A 15,528-nucleotide genomic window follows, 5' to 3' on the forward strand; every position below is an offset into this window, starting at 1 on the left:
TCCATTCTCTACACGTGGCGTAACACGATCAACGCAACGTTAACCATGAGCATCACAACCACAGCAAGCGTATCCGCACCATGCCATTGGAGGACCCGGTATTTGGTTCGGTTGGCGCCGCCCTGATACCCGCGCGCCTCCATGGCTGTTGCCAGATCATCCGCCCGCCCAATTGCTCCCACAAACAGTGGAATCAATAAGGGAACAATGGCGTGCAGTCGTTTTACTAAACCGCCGTTATTAAATTCCACCCCACGGGCCCGTTGCGCATTCATGATCGTTTGCGCCTCATCCAACAATGTTGGAACAAACCGAAGGGCCACGGAGAGCATTAACGCCGTTTGGGCCACAGGAAAGTGAACCACCCGTAGTGGCTGCAACATGGCCTCAACCCCCTCAGCTAACGCGAGTGGCGCCGTCGTTAAGGTCAAGATTGTGGCCATCGTGATGATCAGTAAGAACCGCAAGAAGACAGCAACGGCGAGTTGGATCCCGGTGGACGTCACCATCAAGATCCCCCAGTGCCAGTACACGGTTCCCCCCGGTGTGAATAGCAGCTGTAAAACAGCGGTCAACACAATGAGCCAAATCAGTGGGCCAATGCCCCGAATAAAGTACCCCACGCTCAAACCAGTGAGCATAATCGTCGCACCAACAATCACAAACAATAAAACATAGGTCATCCAGTTACTAGTTAAAAAGGCCAAAATAATGAAGTATAGCGATAAAAGCAGCTTCGCCCGGGGGTCCAAGCGGTGAAGCCACGAATGTCCGGGAATGTACCGGCCAAGTGTCATTTGTTCTAACATCTACTGGCCCCCCTTTGTTGCGGGTAACTGTGGTGCCAACTGAGCCGCTAACTCATCCGCTGTCAGTGGTAATTGATCAAACGTAAAGCCACGGCTCATTAATTGTGTTGCGTACGCTGCCGCTGTTGGTAGCGCCAGTTCCTGATCGGCCAGCCACTGCTGGTCACTGAACACGTCTAGCGGCGTTCCCACCTTCATTAGGTGACTATGAGCCATCACAAGTGCCTGGTCTGCATAATCCGCCACATCGTCCATCTGGTGAGTCACTAAGACCACCGTTAGATGTTGATCCGCCTGTAGTTGCGCAAACATATGCATCATTTCCTGACGGCCCCGCGGATCGAGTCCTGCTGTGGGTTCATCTAAAACGAGCACCTGCGGCTGACTGGCAAGTACGCCAGCAATGGCGACCCGACGCATTTGCCCACCGGATAGTTCAAACGGTGACCGCTCCAATAGGTTATCTGCTAGTCCCACCGCTTTAGCAGCTTCACGCGCCCGGTCAGCCGCTTCATCCTCAGCAGCACCAAAGTTTAGCGGACCAAACGCGATGTCTTTGATCACCGTTTGGTCAAACAACTGACTTTCAGGAAACTGAAACACCATGCCGACATGCTGGTGGAGTGCCTTCAAATGTTTGTTGGTCGTCTCATGGGTCAACGTGAAGTCATCCACCGTTACCTGCCCACTCGTCGGCTTTAACAGACCATTCAGGTGCTGAATCAGGGTGCTTTTTCCACTACCTGTATGACCAATAATGGCCGTTAATGATTCATCTGGAACGGTAAAGTTAATGTCCGTTAAACCAACCGTTTCAAACGGTGTGTTTGGCTGGTACGTGTAGTTTACATGGTCGAATGTGATTGCCATAACCAGTCCTCCATTTCCGCCGCTGATTGATACTGCGTTGGTGCCACCGCACCGTGGGCTGTCAATGCCGCCGCCAGTTTGGTTGTGAACGGTTCGTCTAGTCCCGTCTTTTCCAAGAGTGCCTGGTCGCTAAAAATTGTTGCTGGCTCCCCCGTCGTAACGAGCTGCCCATTATCCATCACAATTAAGCGGTCAGCCTGGGCTGCTTCCGCAAGGTCATGGGTAATCGAGATGACCGTTGGCATGGTCCCCGCTAGCCCCTGGCGTAACTTGGCCATAACGGCAAGAACGGTTTGGCGGCCGAGTGGGTCCAGCATACTTGTTGCTTCGTCCAAAATGATAATTTGTGGATTCATCGCAATTACACCGGCCAACGCAACCCGCTGTTTTTGCCCACCAGATAACCGGCTGGGTTCGCGGTTAGCAAATGACCACATGTCAACGGCCTCAAGGGCCGCCTGAACCCGTTCCTGCATTTCTGCCCGGGGAACGCCGGCGTTTTCTAAACCAAACGCCACGTCATCAGCAACGGTCGCCCCCACAAATTGATTATCGGGGTTCTGAAAAACCATCCCAATTTGACGACGAACATCCCACACAGTGTCGGGGGTTAAGTGAATCCCGCCCACGGTGACGTCCCCCTGTTTAAAGTCTAGCAGGCCGTCAACCGCACGAACCAGGGTGCTTTTGCCACTACCATTATGCCCAACAATGGCAACCCACTCACCCGCATTAACCGTTAACGAAACCTTATTTAGTGCTTGGCCCTCAGCATCTGGGTACTGGTAAGCCAGTTCGTTTACTTCAATAATCGCACTCATCTAGCCAGCTCCTTTTCCCTTCATCACGTAGTTTGTCACGGTGAGGTCGTGTTCTTCACCGGTATGAGCCGCGTGGATCAGCTGACTCATGTACGTTTTATAGGTCATGAACAATGTTTTGTCTGCCGAGCCCTGGGTCAACTTTCCAGTGTTCGGATCCTTCAATAGCGCCGCGTTCCACGTACTAATCGCCGGACCGGTCGCCGGGTCATACAACCCGAAATGGTCCAACCGATTATACTCAACGTGCGTCAGCGTTCCGTTGCTATCAACAACAGCTTGCGCAGTAACCCGGTAACCGTCAACGTAATGCTTTTCCGTTAACGTATATGTCCCTGGTTTAAACGCTTCTTTTGGCAGGACTTTTGCAGCCTTTTCACTCAGACGCCGAAGCTGAGACTCATGGGCCTCATGCTCCCGTTGCGCATTAAGCGTTGTAATGGCTGTTGCGCCAAGTGCCAAGATGGCAAAAAAGACAACTACCAGCCCGGTCATTAACTTTGCATGGCGTTGTTGCACCACTTGTCACCTCACTTTAAAATCACCAATCCCGCATTATTTTAGCGGAGTCTTTGGCCCGGTGCAAGCGTCATTAAACGACGGTTACCCAGCACTGGGCTTATTTCTATGTACAAAAAAATCACTTAGCACCACGGCTCGAGCAAAAGCTCATTCAAGCTAGACTGGGCGAACGCGATCGCCATCATCATAACGCTTTATACCATTGGCACTAGTGATTAATTTGAATATTCAAATACTAAGTCGATCCGTCGATAAACTTAGGGTAGCTATTCAGACTACAGGTGAAGCGAACGTTGATTAGTCAACGAATTCCAAGATAACCATTTGTGCGGCATCGCCACGACGAGGCATCGTCTTGTACATCCGTGTGTAACCACCATTACGTTCAGCAAAACGTGGTGCTAATTCTTCAAACAACTTTTGTAAAGCAGTTTGTGCAGTCACGTTATCGCCATCTTCTTTAACATCAGCAATGACGTTACGTAAGAAAGCTGCTGCTTCACGACGAGCATGCAAGTCGCCTTGCTTACCCCAGGTGATCATTTGATCAGCGGTCTTACGAACTTCCTTGGCGCGTGCTTCAGTCGTTTCGATCCGACCGTTAACGATCAAATTTGTCGTTAAGTCGCGTAACAAGGCTTTACGTTGTGAACTGGTACGTTGTAATTTGCGGTAGCTCATGCTTAACCCTCCTTTTGACGGTAAGTCTGACTAGTCTTCCTGTTTTAAGGACAGACCTAAGCCAGCTAATTTTGCCTTAACTTCTTCAAGTGACTTACGACCAAGGTTGCGAACCTTCATCATGTCGGCTTCAGTCCGATCCGTTAACTCTTGAACCGTGTTGATTCCAGCACGCTTCAAACAGTTATAAGAACGAACAGAAAGATCTAACTCTTCGATGGTCATTTCGAGCATCTTTTCCTTGTGTGTTTCTTCCTTCTCAACCATGATCTCAGCATTCTTCGCTGTATCGGTTAAGTCGACAAACATCGTCAAGTGTTCAGTTAGAATCTTAGCAGCGAGACTAATTGCTTCACTAGGCGTAATTGAACCATCAGTCCAAACGTCTAAGGTCAGCTTATCGTAGTCATCACGTTGGCCAACACGAGTGTTTTCAACTTGGTAGTTAACACGTTCGATTGGGGTATAAATGGAATCGATTGGTAACACACCAATTGGCATATCATCCTGACGAGCTTTGTTTTCATCAGCTGAAACGTATCCACGGCCCTTGTTAGCAGTTAAGTGCATGTGGAAAGTGGCACCATCTGCAACAGTACAGATGTAAAGATCCGGGTTCATGATTTCAACGTCAGCATCCGTTTGAATGTCACCAGCGGTAACAATCGCAGGACCCTTGACGTCGATATCCATTCCCTTTTCTTCGTCGGTGGCCATTTTCAACGAAACCTTTTTCATATTCAAAATGATCTGAGTGACATCTTCAACGACACCCTCAACAGTTGAGAATTCGTGAAGGACGCCATCAATTTGAATACTGGTGACAGCTGCACCAGGCAAAGATGAGAGCAAAATCCGGCGAAGCGAATTACCTAAGGTTGTTCCGTAACCACGTTCAAGTGGCTCCACGATGAACTTCCCATAATGGTTGCTTTCATCAATTTTGTGAATGTTTGGCTTTTCAAATTCGATCATTTGTTAGTTTACCCCTTTCAAAACTCGTCTACATTTAATCAATGACGTCCCATCACTCCAAATAAGTGATGTCATCAATTAAACACGACGACGCTTTGGAGGACGAGACCCGTTATGTGGCACTGGTGTAACGTCACGGATTGAGCTAACTTCAAGACCAGTTGCTTGCAAAGCCCGGATAGCGGCTTCACGACCTGAACCAGGTCCCTTAACAGCAACTTCAACGGTCTTCATACCGTGATCCATTGCACCCTTAGTGGCTGCTTCAGCTGCCATTTGTGCGGCGAATGGTGTTGACTTACGACTACCACGGAAACCAAGTGAACCAGCTGATGACCAAGCAACAGCATTCCCTTGTACGTCGGTAATCATAACCAACGTGTTGTTAAATGTTGAGTGGATGTGTGCTACACCAGACTCAATGTTCTTTTTAACACGACGCTTACGCGATGTTTTTCTACCTGCCATGAGAATGTTAACCTCCTTTATTTATGATTTACTTCTTCTTGCCAGCAATTGCTTTAGCTGGGCCTTTACGAGTCCGCGCGTTGTTCTTAGTGTGTTGTCCACGCACTGGCAAACCACGACGGTGACGCATGCCTCGGTATGAACCAATTTCTTGTAAGTTCTTGATGTTTAAGCTAACTTCACGGCGAAGATCCCCTTCAACCTTGTAGTTATCAACAATCGCGCGGATCTTGTCTTCATCATCTGGAGTCAAGTCCCGTACACGAACGTCTTCACTAACACCAGCTTCAGCCAAAATCTTTTGTGCTGAAGTATTACCGATTCCGAAAATGTAAGTTAAACCGATCACGATCCGTTTGTCCCGTGGAAGGTCAATTCCTGCAATACGAGCCATAACAATTACCTCCTTTTAATTGAATTATTTACCTTGACGTTGCTTGTGCTTAGGGTTTGCTGAGCAAATTACCATAACACGGCCGTTACGTTTGATGACACGGCAGTGTTCGCACATAGGCTTTACTGATGGTCTTACTTTCATGATGTTTCCTCCAAAAATTATGAGGCCTCGGTTACTTGAAACGGTAAGTGATCCGGCCCTTGGTTAAGTCATACGGTGACATTTCAACCGTGACTTTATCACCAGGCAGAATTCGGATGTAATGCATCCGAATCTTTCCAGACACGTGCGCCAAAATTTCGTGGCCGTTTTCAAGTTCTACCTTAAACATTGCGTTAGGCAACGTTTCCTTAACAGTACCTTCGATTTCAATTACGTCGCTAGCCAAACAGGGTTTCCTCCCTTACTTCAATATTTTAGTCTCTCACTAATCCGGTGGCGTCTCATCGACGGAAAAATGGCGAAAACAGCCGTTTCCACCCCTTTTTTGCACAATCACTGCGCAAACCATACCAAGAGATTTTATCACATTCCGTTTGGGACTGCAAACCCCAGGGCTGGCTAGTTATCAACTGATTGTAATACGTCCGCTACGTCTTTGAAAACGTCGTCGATGTCCCGATCACCATCAATGGTGTGCAGAACATCTTGCTTCTTATAGTAATCAACCAGTGGCGTGTTCATCTTAATGTTCACAGCCAAACGATTCTTAACCGTTTCCGGCTTGTCATCGTCACGTTGGTAAAAGTCGTGTGATCCGCAAACATCACAAGTCCCTTCAACCTTCGTCGGATTACTTAACCGGTTGTAGGTTGTCCCACAAACCCGGCAAATGAACCGAGATGAGAGCCGATCTACCAAGACGGCAGGCTCGACGTCGATATTGATCACGGCATCCAGGTGACGATCAGAGTCAGCTAGCATTTGATCCAAGGCCGCAGCCTGATCAAGGTTCCGTGGAAAACCATCCAACATAAACCCGTTTGCCAAGACATCTGGTTGACTTAACCGATCGCGAACAATGCCGTTAGTGACTTCGTCCGGAACCAGTTCACCTTTATCAATGTAAGCTTTGGCAGCCAAACCCATTTCGGTTTCGTTTGCCATTGCTTCACGAAAAATATCCCCCGTCGAAATGTGCGGCACTTGATACTTTTCGTCGATCTTTTGTGCTTGCGTACCTTTACCGGCACCAGGCAAGCCCATCAGAATCAAGTTGAAAGCCATGATTAATCCTCCTGTTTCTCTTCTCGTTGATGCTCATTTAGTTCATCATCACGGATGAACCCAACATACTGCCGTTTCATCATCAGGCCGTCCAGTTGACGAATAATGTCAATGGCAACCCCAACAACGATTAACAGAGATGTTCCTCCAAGACCAACAGATTCATTCAGACCCCAAATATCACTGGCCAGTAATGGAATCAAGGCAACTAAACCAAGGAACAATGAACCCACAGTACTCAAGCGCATCAACAGGTGTGACACGAATTCTTGAGTATCATGACCTGGCCAAACACTCGGAATGTAACTCCCCTGTTTTTGTAAATTCTCTGACAATTTTTCAGGGTTAACCTGAACAAAGGCATAGAAGAACGTGAACAGAACAATCAAAACCGTGTACAGGATGGCCCCCTGTGTGGTTTGCATGCTGAAAATCTTCGACATAACCTGGTACCAGGTATCCTCACCATGATTCTTTTGGAAAGCCATCAGAATCGTTTGTGGTGTGGAAATTAATGAACTGGCAAAGATTACGGGAATCACACCAGCAACGTTCACCTTTAATGGTAGATAACTACCAGAACCTGATGAAGTTGCCCGGCGCGTGTATTGAATTGGAATCCGTCGCTCTGCTTGCTGAACCCAGGTCACAAAGATAACGATGATAATAACTAACACAGCAATTGCTAACATAAAGAGTGCACCCTTCCAGGCCTCACCTTTAGAAGCAGAACTGATGTTTTCCTGCCAGAGTTGTTGAATCCCCGTAGGCATTCGCGCAATGATTCCGGCAAAAATCAACATTGACACCCCGTTACCTAAACCACGCTGTGTGATCATGTCCCCCAACCAAGTGGCGAACATGGTTCCGGCTGTCAATAGAATCCCAATCATGATGAACGTTTTCGCGTTCGGTGTCTTAACTAGGTGCATAGAGCTTAACGCATTAAAACCTGCCGTGATCCCGATCGACTGAACGAACGCCAACACGATGGTTAAGTACCGTGTTGCTTGGTTCAGCTTACGCCGACCAACATCACCTTGCTTACTCCATTCCACAAAACGCGGTACAATATCCATTTGGAGTAATTGCACCACGATTTGGGCTGTCACGAACGGGGAAACCCCCATCGCGAACAAGGAATAGTTTGTTAAACCGCCACCAGAAAAGATGTTCAAGACATTAACAAGCCCGGAGCTAGCAACTGACTGTAAGGCACCTGCGTCGACTCCGGGAACTGTAATGTAACAACCTAATCGGTAGACGATTAAGACGAACAAGGTGAAGAAGATCTTATTTCGGATTTCACGCGTTTTAAAAGCATTTGAAATCGTCGAGATCAACTAGATCACCTCAGTCTTACCGCCGGCTGCTTCAATTGCAGCAACTGCTGCGTTTGAGAATTTGTTTGCATGAACAGTCAACTTCTTAGTAACTTCACCGTTACCAAGAACCTTGATACCGTTCTTGTCGTTCTTCACCAAACCTGCTTCAATTAAGGCAACTGCTGTTACGTCAGCACCGTCATCGAACTTGTTCAGAGAAGCCAAGTTAACAATTGCGTATTCTTTACGGTTAATGTTAGTAAAACCGCGCTTTGGAATACGACGGTACAGAGGCATTTGGCCCCCTTCAAAACCGACACGTGTCTTACTACGAGCCTTTTGACCCTTTTGACCACGACCGGAAGTCTTACCGTTTCCGGCAGACGTACCGCGACCACGACGCATGCGAGCTTTACGTGAACCTTCACTTGGTTGTAATTCGTTCAACTTCATTTGGTTGGCACCTCCTTACACAAGAAATTGTGTTACTTAACTTCTTCAACTGTTACTAAGTGCGCGATCTTCATGATTGCGCCGCGAGTTGCTTCGTTGTTAGGACGAACAACAGAACTGTTGATCCGACCTAAGCCCAAGCTGTACGCAACGTTGCGAACCTTTGGCTTCTGGTGAACGGCACTTTTCACTAAAGTAATCTTTACTTGATTAGCCATGAGTTTCGTCCTCCTATTCAGCTAAGTGTTCTACTGAAACGCCACGTAATGCAGCAACATCTTCAGCACGCTTCAAGTCCTTAAGTCCTTCAAAGGTGGCACGCACAACGTTGATTGGTGTGCTTTCACCAAGAGACTTACTAGTAACGTCAGCGATTCCGGCGAGTTCCATGACGGCACGAACAGCACCACCAGCAGCAACCCCAGAACCTTCAACGGCTGGCTTCAGCATAACCTTTGAGCCTGAGTAGATTCCCAAAACTTCATGAGGCAATGTTGAACCAACAGTAGGAACTTTGATTAAGTTCTTGTGCGCAGCTTCAACAGCCTTACGGATAGCTTCTGGAACTTCTTGAGCTTTACCAGTACCAAAACCAACGTGACCATTGTGGTCACCAACAACAACTAAGGCAGCGAAACGAAGACGACGTCCACCCTTAACAACCTTAGTGATCCGGTTGATTGAAACGACGTTATCTTCTAAATCTAACTTACTTGGGTCGATAAAAGCCATTTGGTTATTCCTCCTTCTCTAGAATTTAAGTCCGTTTTCACGAGCGGCTTCAGCCAAGGCTTCCACGCGTCCATGATATAAGTACCCGCCACGATCGAAGATAACATCAGTAATCTTCTTTTCAGCAGCGCGCTTGGCAACCATTTCACCAACGGAAGCAGCTTTTTCCGTCTTCGTGGTTCCCTTAACATCTTTATCTAATGTTGAGGCACTTGCCAACGTCACACCCGCTACGTCATCAATTACTTGAGCGTAGATGTTTGAATTAGAACGGTAAACGTTCAAGCGTGGGCGTTGCGCAGTACCAGAAATCTTGCCACGAACGCGTGCATGACGACGTTGACGTGTTTTATTCTTATCTGGTTTAGAAATCACAACAATTCACCTCATATTTTATTTGCGGTGTTAACCACCGCAACCAGTAGCAGAAGTCAACCGGTGTAGTCAAAAGACTACTTACCAGTTTTACCTTCCTTACGACGTACGTATTCGCCTTCATAGCGAATCCCTTTGCCCTTGTAAGGCTCTGGTGGACGGATACCACGGATTTCCGCAGCGTAGTCACCAACTTGTTGCTTTGAGATCCCTGATAAAACAACAGTTGTGTTGTCAGGAACTTCAACAGTAACGCCTTCACGGCCGTCGAATTCAACAGGGTTTGAGTAACCAACACTCATGATCAGCTTAGTGCCTTGCATTTGTGCACGGTACCCAACCCCGATTAACTTAAGCGTCTTCTTGAAACCGTCAGTAACACCTTCAACCATGTTGGCGAAGTTGGCACGAGTAGTTCCGTGAATAGCCTTTGTCTTGTTGTTGTCGTTGACACGAGTAAATGAAACTTCTGTGCCATCAACGCTCATAGTGATCAAGTCAGAGAACGTCCGGGTTAATTCACCCTTAGGGCCCTTGACCGTCACATCGTTTCCGTTTTGTGAAACTTCAACCCCTGCGGGAAGAGTCACAATCTTAAAACCAATACGACTCACGATTTACACCTCCGATCGAATTAAAATGATTACCAAACGTAAGCGAGCACTTCGCCGCCGACGTCTTTTTGACGTGCATCTTTATCGGTGATCACACCTTCAGACGTGGAGATGATTGCAATCCCCAAACCGTTCAGAACCTTAGGAACTGAATCAGCCTTCACGTATGAACGTAAACCAGGCTTTGAAATCCGCTTCAAGCCGGAGATGACGCGTTCGCCATCCTTACCGTACTTCAAGAATACGCGGATAATGCCTTGCTTGTCGTCGTCAATGTATTCAACATCGCGAATGAAACCTTCGTTTTTCAAGATTTCTGCCATGTCGCGTTTAATCTTTGATGCAGGCACTTCAACTGAATCGTGGCGAACCATGTTCGCGTTACGAATCCGAGTTAAGAAGTCTGCAATCGGGTCAGTCATAGACATCGATATTTGCCTCCTTTTAGTATCGAGATAAAAATAATGAAACGACTTGAAAGGAATCCAAATCGAATTTCCTCAGTAAAGACCGAAGCCTACCAGCTTGCCTTCTTCATACCAGGAATTTGACCCTTGTGGGCTAAATCCCGCATGCAAAGACGGCAAAGGTGGAATTTACGGTAAACTGAGTGCGGACGTCCACAACGTTCACAACGCGTGTAAGCTTGCGTCGAGAACTTAGCTGGGCGTTGGCTTTTAACAACCATAGATTTCTTAGCCATGTTTGTGGAACCTCCTATTACTTAGTAAATGGCATCCCGATTTGAGCTAAAAGCTCACGGGATTCTTCATCAGTGTTGGCAGTGGTTACGATAACGATATCTAAACCACGAACCCGCTTAACGTTGTCGTAATTGATTTCAGGGAAGATCAGTTGTTCACGAACACCCAATGTGTAGTTTCCGCGACCGTCAAATGAACGGTTAGAAACACCATGGAAGTCACGAACACGTGGTAATGACACATTGATCAACTTGTCTAAAAAGTCATACATCCGTTCACCGCGCAAGGTAACCTTGGCACCAATGGACATGCCTTCACGAAGACGGAAGCCGGCAATTGACTTCTTGGCCTTAGTGATCAGTGGCTTTTGACCAGCGATCAAACCAAGTTCTTCAACAGCTTCGTCTAAGTTTTTTGAGTTAGTGGTTGCATCACCAACCCCCATGTTCAACACGATCTTGTCGATGTGTGGGGCTTGCATGCTTGAACTGTAGTTGAATTTTTCAATCAAGGAAGGTTTAATTTCCTTTTCGTATCGTTCTTTCAAACGGTTAGTCATTCTAAGATAGTCCTCCTTTCCCTAATAATTAAGCGATCGTCTTGCCAGATTTCTTGGCAACGCGAACTTTTTTCCCGTCTTCAACTTTGAAGCCAACACGAGTTGGTTCCTTAGTTGATGGGTCGATTAACATCACGTTAGAAACGTGGATTGGTGCTTCAACATCAACGACGCCACCTTGTGGGAATTCGTTGTTTGGCTTCTGGTGCTTCTTCACCATGTTGATGCCTTCCACGACAACGCGGTCTGACTTAGCTAAGGTTTGCTTGATCGTGCCTTCCTTACCCTTGTCCTTACCGGCGATAACGCGAACTTGGTCTCCAGTCTTTAAGAACATTCTGCTGTGCACCTCCTGTTCAATATATGCATTCAGCTTGATTAATTGATTACAGTACTTCAGGTGCTAATGAAACGATCCGCATGTAGTTACCTTCACGCAGTTCACGAGCAACTGGTCCAAAGATACGCGTGCCACGAGGGCTCTTGTCATCAGAAATGATAACAGCTGCGTTGTCATCAAACTTAATGTATGAACCATCAGTACGGTGCATACCTGATACAGTCCGGACAATAACGGCCTTAACAACGTCACCCTTTTTTACAACGCCACCTGGTGTTGCTTGTTTAACAGTAGCAACGATGATGTCACCGATGTTGGCTGACTTACGAGTTGAGCCACCTAAGATCTTGATAGTTAAGATTTCACGGGCACCTGAGTTATCAGCAACTTTTAAACGACTTTCTTGTTGAATCACGGTTATATCCTCCTTCCGCAACTAATTAGAATACGTAGAAATTAATTGGTCATTACAGGACAACAGCCTTTTCAACGACATTCAACAGGCGGAAGTGCTTAGTCTTAGATAAAGGCCGCGTTTCCATAATCCGTACGACATCGCCAGTCTTGGCTTCGTTGTTGTCATCTTGCGCAACAAATTTCTTGGTGTATTTAACCCGCTTACCATAAACAGGGTGGTTTTTGTAGGTATCAACGGCAACGATAATCGTTTGATCGTTTTTATCTGAAACCACGTGGCCTTGGTAAACCTTACGTGCGTTACGTTCAGTCATAGGTTAAGTTCTCCTTTCGTATAATAATTACTTGCTTTGGCTTAATTCTTGTTGACGGAGAGCCGTCTTCAACCGGGCAATGTTCTTACGAACTTGCTTCAGCCGAGCGGTGTTTTCTAATTGGCCAGTTGCCAATTGGAAACGCAGGTTGAACAATTCGTCCTTGTAGCCCTTTTCTTTTTCAAGCATTTCAGCAGTGGTTAATTTGTTAACATCAGTCATTTTCATAATTATTCGCCACCTACTTCTTCACGTGTTACGATTTTCGTCTTAACGGGAAGTTTGTGACTAGCAAGACGCAATGCTTCGCGAGCGACTTCTTCAGAAACGCCACCGACTTCAAACATTACCTTGCCGCGCTTAACAGGGGATACCCAACCTTCTGGTGTCCCTTTCCCGTTACCCATACGAACACCGACACCTTTAGAGGTGTAGGACTTATGAGGGAAAATCTTGATCCAAACTTTACCACCACGCTTCATGTAACGGTTCATCGCAATACGAGCCGCTTCAATCTGGCGGTTAGAAATCCATGATGAAGTTGTAGCTTGTAAACCAAATTCGCCGAAAGCGACTGACTTACCACCCTTGGCTTCACCACGCATGTGACCGCGGAATTCCCGACGGTGCTTTACACGTTTAGGTACCAGCATGTTTATTTCCCTCCTCGTTGAGTATTTGCTGACTTCTTGGCGGGAAGAACTTCACCACGGTAGATCCAGGTTTTAACACCCAGCATTCCGTAGGTTGTCCGTGCTTCGTCCCAAGAATAGTCAATGTCTGCACGCAGAGTGTGCAATGGAACAGTTCCTTCTGAGTAACGTTCCTTACGGGCGATATCAGCACCGTTCAAACGGCCAGATACCATTGCTTTGATTCCGTGTGCACCAGAACGCATTGAGCGTTGGATAGCACCACGCATAGCGCGACGGAAAGCAACACGTTGCTCTAATTGCTTGGCAATTGAATCCCCTACTAAGTGAGCATCCAAGTCAGGCTTCTTGATTTCAATAATGTTAATGTGTACTTGCTTGCCAGTTAAGTTGTTCAGTTCCTTCCGGAGCTTTTCAACTTCTGACCCACCCTTACCGATGACCATCCCAGGCTTAGCAGTGTGAATTGATAATACCACACGGCCAGCAGCCCGTTCGATTTCAACGGTTGAAACAGATGCGTCGGCAAGTCTTTGATCGATAAACTTACGGATCTTCACGTCTTCGATTAACCAAGTTGAGTAATCTTTATCAGCATACCACTTGGCTTCCCAGTCGCGGATAACACCGACACGGAATCCGTTTGGATTTACTTTTTGACCCACGCTCGTTTCCTCCTACTTTTCAGATACGACTACTGTAATGTGGCTAGTCCGCTTGTTGATTGGTGATGCGGAACCCTTAGCCCGAGGACGGAACCGCTTAAGGGTTGGTCCTTCATTTGCGAACGCTTCAGAAACGACCAGATCAGCGCGATCTAAGTCGAAGTTGTTTTCAGCGTTGGCTACAGCAGACTTCAATACTTTTTCTACGTCTTCGGCAGCGCCGCGTGGCGTGAATTTTAAAATGGCAAATGCTTCGTTAACGCTCTTGCCGCGAATAAGGTCAACAACTAGGCGAACCTTACGAGCAGCGACGCGAACAGTCTTTGCAGTTGCTTTTGCAGATGTAACTTGTTCAGCCAATGTTCAGTCCTCCTAATTATTTACCAGTTACTTTGTCAGAACCGGCGTGTCCGCGGAATGTCCGCGTTGGAACGAATTCGCCGAGCTTATGACCAACCATGTCATCAGAAATGAAAACTGGGACATGCTTCCGTCCGTCATAAACAGCGATTGTGTATCCGATGAAGCTTGGGAAAATCGTTGAGCGACGTGACCAAGTCTTGATCACTGTCTTCTTTTCAGAATCCGCTTGAGCAGCGATTTTCTTCAACAGATGTTCATCGGCGAAAGGTCCTTTTTTAAGACTACGACCCATCGTGTGGCCTCCTCTCATGTTAGCGATTAGCTAACGCGTTCAAGTGTTTTACAACTAAATGTCGTATGTGTATCGAATAAGAAAGATTACTTCTTCCGACGGTCACGCACAATAAGCTTGTTTGAACGAGCACTGTGGTTCCGCGTCTTCTTACCAGCAGTCTTCTTACCCCATGGTGACATTGGCGATGGACGACCAACTGGGGCCTTCCCTTCACCACCACCATGTGGGTGATCGTTAGGGTTCATTACAGAACCACGAACGTGAGGACGTTGGCCAGAGTAACGTTTCCGACCGGCTTTACCTAAGTTGATCAGTTCGTGTTGTTCGTTACCAACTGCACCAACCGTTGCACGGCCTGCAGCCAGAACCATCCGAACTTCACCAGAAGCCAAACGAACTAAGGCGTACTTGCCTTCCTTACCCAACAATTGTGCTGAAGCACCAGCAGAACGGGCGATTTGACCACCCTTACCAGGCTTTAATTCAATGTTATGGATAACAGTCCCAACTGGGATGTTAGTCAATGGCAATGCATTACCAACCTTGATATCTGCATCTGGACCTGATTCAACAACAGTGCCAACTTCCAGACCCTTAGGTGCTAAGATGTATGACTTTGTTCCATCCTCGTAAACCAATAATGCAATGTTAGCAGTCCGGTTTGGATCGTATTCGATTGCCTTAACCGTTGCCTTGTAAGCGTCTTTAATCCGCTTAAAGTCGATAATCCGGTAAGCGCGCTTAGTACCACCACCACGGTGACGCACTGTCATGCGACCTTGGTTGTTACGGCCTGCCCGGTGACTTTGTGATTCCAATAAGGACTTTTCTGGAGTCGTCTTAGTGATTTCACTAAAGTCGGAACCGGTCATGTTACGGCGACCGTTAGTGGTTGGTTTATAACTCTTGATACCCACTATGCTTTCCTCCTAAAATTGTCGTGCCGTGA

General features: G+C 47.0%; 29 protein-coding genes. All 29 read right to left on the minus strand.

Annotated features, from left to right (window positions below; translation table 11 throughout):
- Positions 1 to 8: 8 nt before the first annotated feature.
- Positions 9 to 809: an energy-coupling factor transporter transmembrane component T family protein gene (locus ACRYI5_RS10165; protein WP_448225179.1), complete on the minus strand. Its 801-nt coding sequence runs from the start codon at positions 807 to 809 to the stop codon at positions 9 to 11.
- Positions 810 to 1,679 carry an energy-coupling factor ABC transporter ATP-binding protein gene (locus ACRYI5_RS10170; RefSeq protein ID WP_448225180.1) on the minus strand — a complete coding sequence of 290 codons (870 nt, stop codon included), beginning with the start codon at positions 1,677 to 1,679 and terminating at the stop codon, positions 810 to 812.
- Entirely contained in the window at positions 1,655 to 2,500 is an 846-nt protein-coding gene (locus ACRYI5_RS10175; RefSeq protein ID WP_448225181.1) for an energy-coupling factor ABC transporter ATP-binding protein, read from the minus strand. The genes ACRYI5_RS10170 and ACRYI5_RS10175 overlap by 25 nt, the downstream gene beginning before the upstream one ends.
- A complete protein-coding gene (locus tag ACRYI5_RS10180; protein WP_448225182.1) occupies positions 2,501 to 3,019 on the minus strand; it encodes a hypothetical protein in 519 nt (172 codons plus the stop codon). It lies immediately after the preceding gene.
- Between the two features lie 300 nt (positions 3,020 to 3,319).
- Positions 3,320 to 3,703 carry a 50S ribosomal protein L17 gene (rplQ, locus tag ACRYI5_RS10185; RefSeq protein WP_407879250.1) on the minus strand — a complete coding sequence of 128 codons (384 nt, stop codon included), beginning with the start codon at positions 3,701 to 3,703 and terminating at the stop codon, positions 3,320 to 3,322.
- 30 nt (positions 3,704 to 3,733) lie between these two features.
- Positions 3,734 to 4,678: a DNA-directed RNA polymerase subunit alpha gene (locus ACRYI5_RS10190; RefSeq protein ID WP_407879251.1), complete on the minus strand. Its 945-nt coding sequence runs from the start codon at positions 4,676 to 4,678 to the stop codon at positions 3,734 to 3,736.
- A 78-nt stretch (positions 4,679 to 4,756) separates the two neighbouring features.
- Complete coding sequence (rpsK, locus tag ACRYI5_RS10195) at positions 4,757 to 5,146, minus strand: 30S ribosomal protein S11 (protein WP_407879253.1); 390 nt, start codon at positions 5,144 to 5,146, stop codon at positions 4,757 to 4,759.
- Positions 5,147 to 5,174: 28 nt separating this feature from the next.
- Positions 5,175 to 5,540, minus strand: a complete 366-nt coding sequence (gene rpsM, locus ACRYI5_RS10200) for a 30S ribosomal protein S13 (protein WP_407879254.1) — start codon at positions 5,538 to 5,540, stop codon at positions 5,175 to 5,177.
- A gap of 24 nt (positions 5,541 to 5,564) precedes the next feature.
- On the minus strand, positions 5,565 to 5,684 hold the full coding sequence (rpmJ, locus tag ACRYI5_RS10205; protein WP_081495882.1) for a 50S ribosomal protein L36: 120 nt from the start codon (positions 5,682 to 5,684) through the stop codon (positions 5,565 to 5,567).
- Between the two features lie 31 nt (positions 5,685 to 5,715).
- Entirely contained in the window at positions 5,716 to 5,931 is a 216-nt protein-coding gene (infA, locus tag ACRYI5_RS10210) for a translation initiation factor IF-1 (RefSeq protein ID WP_017262672.1), read from the minus strand.
- A gap of 173 nt (positions 5,932 to 6,104) precedes the next feature.
- The gene (locus ACRYI5_RS10215; RefSeq protein ID WP_407879257.1) at positions 6,105 to 6,770 is read right to left on the minus strand and encodes an adenylate kinase; all 666 of its coding nucleotides are present in this window, start codon (positions 6,768 to 6,770) and stop codon (positions 6,105 to 6,107) included.
- Between the two features lie 2 nt (positions 6,771 to 6,772).
- Positions 6,773 to 8,113 (minus strand): preprotein translocase subunit SecY, encoded by a 1,341-nt coding sequence (gene secY / locus ACRYI5_RS10220; RefSeq protein WP_407879259.1) that lies wholly within the window; start codon positions 8,111 to 8,113, stop codon positions 6,773 to 6,775.
- Positions 8,114 to 8,548: a 50S ribosomal protein L15 gene (gene rplO / locus ACRYI5_RS10225; protein WP_407879261.1), complete on the minus strand. Its 435-nt coding sequence runs from the start codon at positions 8,546 to 8,548 to the stop codon at positions 8,114 to 8,116.
- A 32-nt stretch (positions 8,549 to 8,580) separates the two neighbouring features.
- Positions 8,581 to 8,766, minus strand: coding sequence for a 50S ribosomal protein L30 (rpmD, locus tag ACRYI5_RS10230; RefSeq protein ID WP_407879263.1), 186 nt, complete (start codon positions 8,764 to 8,766; stop codon positions 8,581 to 8,583).
- Positions 8,767 to 8,779: 13 nt separating this feature from the next.
- Positions 8,780 to 9,280, minus strand: coding sequence for a 30S ribosomal protein S5 (rpsE, locus tag ACRYI5_RS10235; RefSeq protein WP_407879265.1), 501 nt, complete (start codon positions 9,278 to 9,280; stop codon positions 8,780 to 8,782).
- Positions 9,281 to 9,298: 18 nt separating this feature from the next.
- Positions 9,299 to 9,655 (minus strand): 50S ribosomal protein L18, encoded by a 357-nt coding sequence (gene rplR, locus ACRYI5_RS10240; RefSeq protein WP_407879267.1) that lies wholly within the window; start codon positions 9,653 to 9,655, stop codon positions 9,299 to 9,301.
- Positions 9,656 to 9,732: 77 nt separating this feature from the next.
- Positions 9,733 to 10,269 carry a 50S ribosomal protein L6 gene (gene rplF / locus ACRYI5_RS10245; protein ID WP_448225183.1) on the minus strand — a complete coding sequence of 179 codons (537 nt, stop codon included), beginning with the start codon at positions 10,267 to 10,269 and terminating at the stop codon, positions 9,733 to 9,735.
- 29 nt (positions 10,270 to 10,298) lie between these two features.
- Complete coding sequence (gene rpsH, locus ACRYI5_RS10250; RefSeq protein WP_407879270.1) at positions 10,299 to 10,697, minus strand: 30S ribosomal protein S8; 399 nt, start codon at positions 10,695 to 10,697, stop codon at positions 10,299 to 10,301.
- Positions 10,698 to 10,786: 89 nt separating this feature from the next.
- On the minus strand, positions 10,787 to 10,972 hold the full coding sequence (locus ACRYI5_RS10255) for a type Z 30S ribosomal protein S14 (RefSeq protein ID WP_407879272.1): 186 nt from the start codon (positions 10,970 to 10,972) through the stop codon (positions 10,787 to 10,789).
- A 17-nt stretch (positions 10,973 to 10,989) separates the two neighbouring features.
- Positions 10,990 to 11,532: a 50S ribosomal protein L5 gene (rplE, locus tag ACRYI5_RS10260; protein WP_407879274.1), complete on the minus strand. Its 543-nt coding sequence runs from the start codon at positions 11,530 to 11,532 to the stop codon at positions 10,990 to 10,992.
- Positions 11,533 to 11,560: 28 nt separating this feature from the next.
- Positions 11,561 to 11,869, minus strand: coding sequence for a 50S ribosomal protein L24 (gene rplX, locus ACRYI5_RS10265; RefSeq protein WP_407879276.1), 309 nt, complete (start codon positions 11,867 to 11,869; stop codon positions 11,561 to 11,563).
- A gap of 49 nt (positions 11,870 to 11,918) precedes the next feature.
- Positions 11,919 to 12,287 (minus strand): 50S ribosomal protein L14, encoded by a 369-nt coding sequence (gene rplN / locus ACRYI5_RS10270; RefSeq protein WP_407879278.1) that lies wholly within the window; start codon positions 12,285 to 12,287, stop codon positions 11,919 to 11,921.
- 52 nt (positions 12,288 to 12,339) lie between these two features.
- A complete protein-coding gene (gene rpsQ / locus ACRYI5_RS10275) occupies positions 12,340 to 12,603 on the minus strand; it encodes a 30S ribosomal protein S17 (RefSeq protein ID WP_407879280.1) in 264 nt (87 codons plus the stop codon).
- Between the two features lie 27 nt (positions 12,604 to 12,630).
- Entirely contained in the window at positions 12,631 to 12,831 is a 201-nt protein-coding gene (rpmC, locus tag ACRYI5_RS10280; RefSeq protein WP_057810414.1) for a 50S ribosomal protein L29, read from the minus strand.
- Between the two features lie 2 nt (positions 12,832 to 12,833).
- The gene (rplP, locus tag ACRYI5_RS10285) at positions 12,834 to 13,256 is read right to left on the minus strand and encodes a 50S ribosomal protein L16 (RefSeq protein ID WP_407879282.1); all 423 of its coding nucleotides are present in this window, start codon (positions 13,254 to 13,256) and stop codon (positions 12,834 to 12,836) included.
- 2 nt (positions 13,257 to 13,258) lie between these two features.
- Positions 13,259 to 13,921, minus strand: coding sequence for a 30S ribosomal protein S3 (gene rpsC, locus ACRYI5_RS10290; protein ID WP_407879284.1), 663 nt, complete (start codon positions 13,919 to 13,921; stop codon positions 13,259 to 13,261).
- 12 nt (positions 13,922 to 13,933) lie between these two features.
- On the minus strand, positions 13,934 to 14,281 hold the full coding sequence (gene rplV / locus ACRYI5_RS10295; protein ID WP_017262655.1) for a 50S ribosomal protein L22: 348 nt from the start codon (positions 14,279 to 14,281) through the stop codon (positions 13,934 to 13,936).
- A 16-nt stretch (positions 14,282 to 14,297) separates the two neighbouring features.
- Positions 14,298 to 14,576, minus strand: a complete 279-nt coding sequence (gene rpsS / locus ACRYI5_RS10300; RefSeq protein ID WP_407879286.1) for a 30S ribosomal protein S19 — start codon at positions 14,574 to 14,576, stop codon at positions 14,298 to 14,300.
- Positions 14,577 to 14,662: 86 nt separating this feature from the next.
- Complete coding sequence (gene rplB, locus ACRYI5_RS10305; protein ID WP_407879288.1) at positions 14,663 to 15,496, minus strand: 50S ribosomal protein L2; 834 nt, start codon at positions 15,494 to 15,496, stop codon at positions 14,663 to 14,665.
- Between the last annotated feature and the right edge of the window lie 32 nt (positions 15,497 to 15,528).

The sequence above is a fragment of the Furfurilactobacillus sp. WILCCON 0119 genome (genome assembly GCF_053471565.1).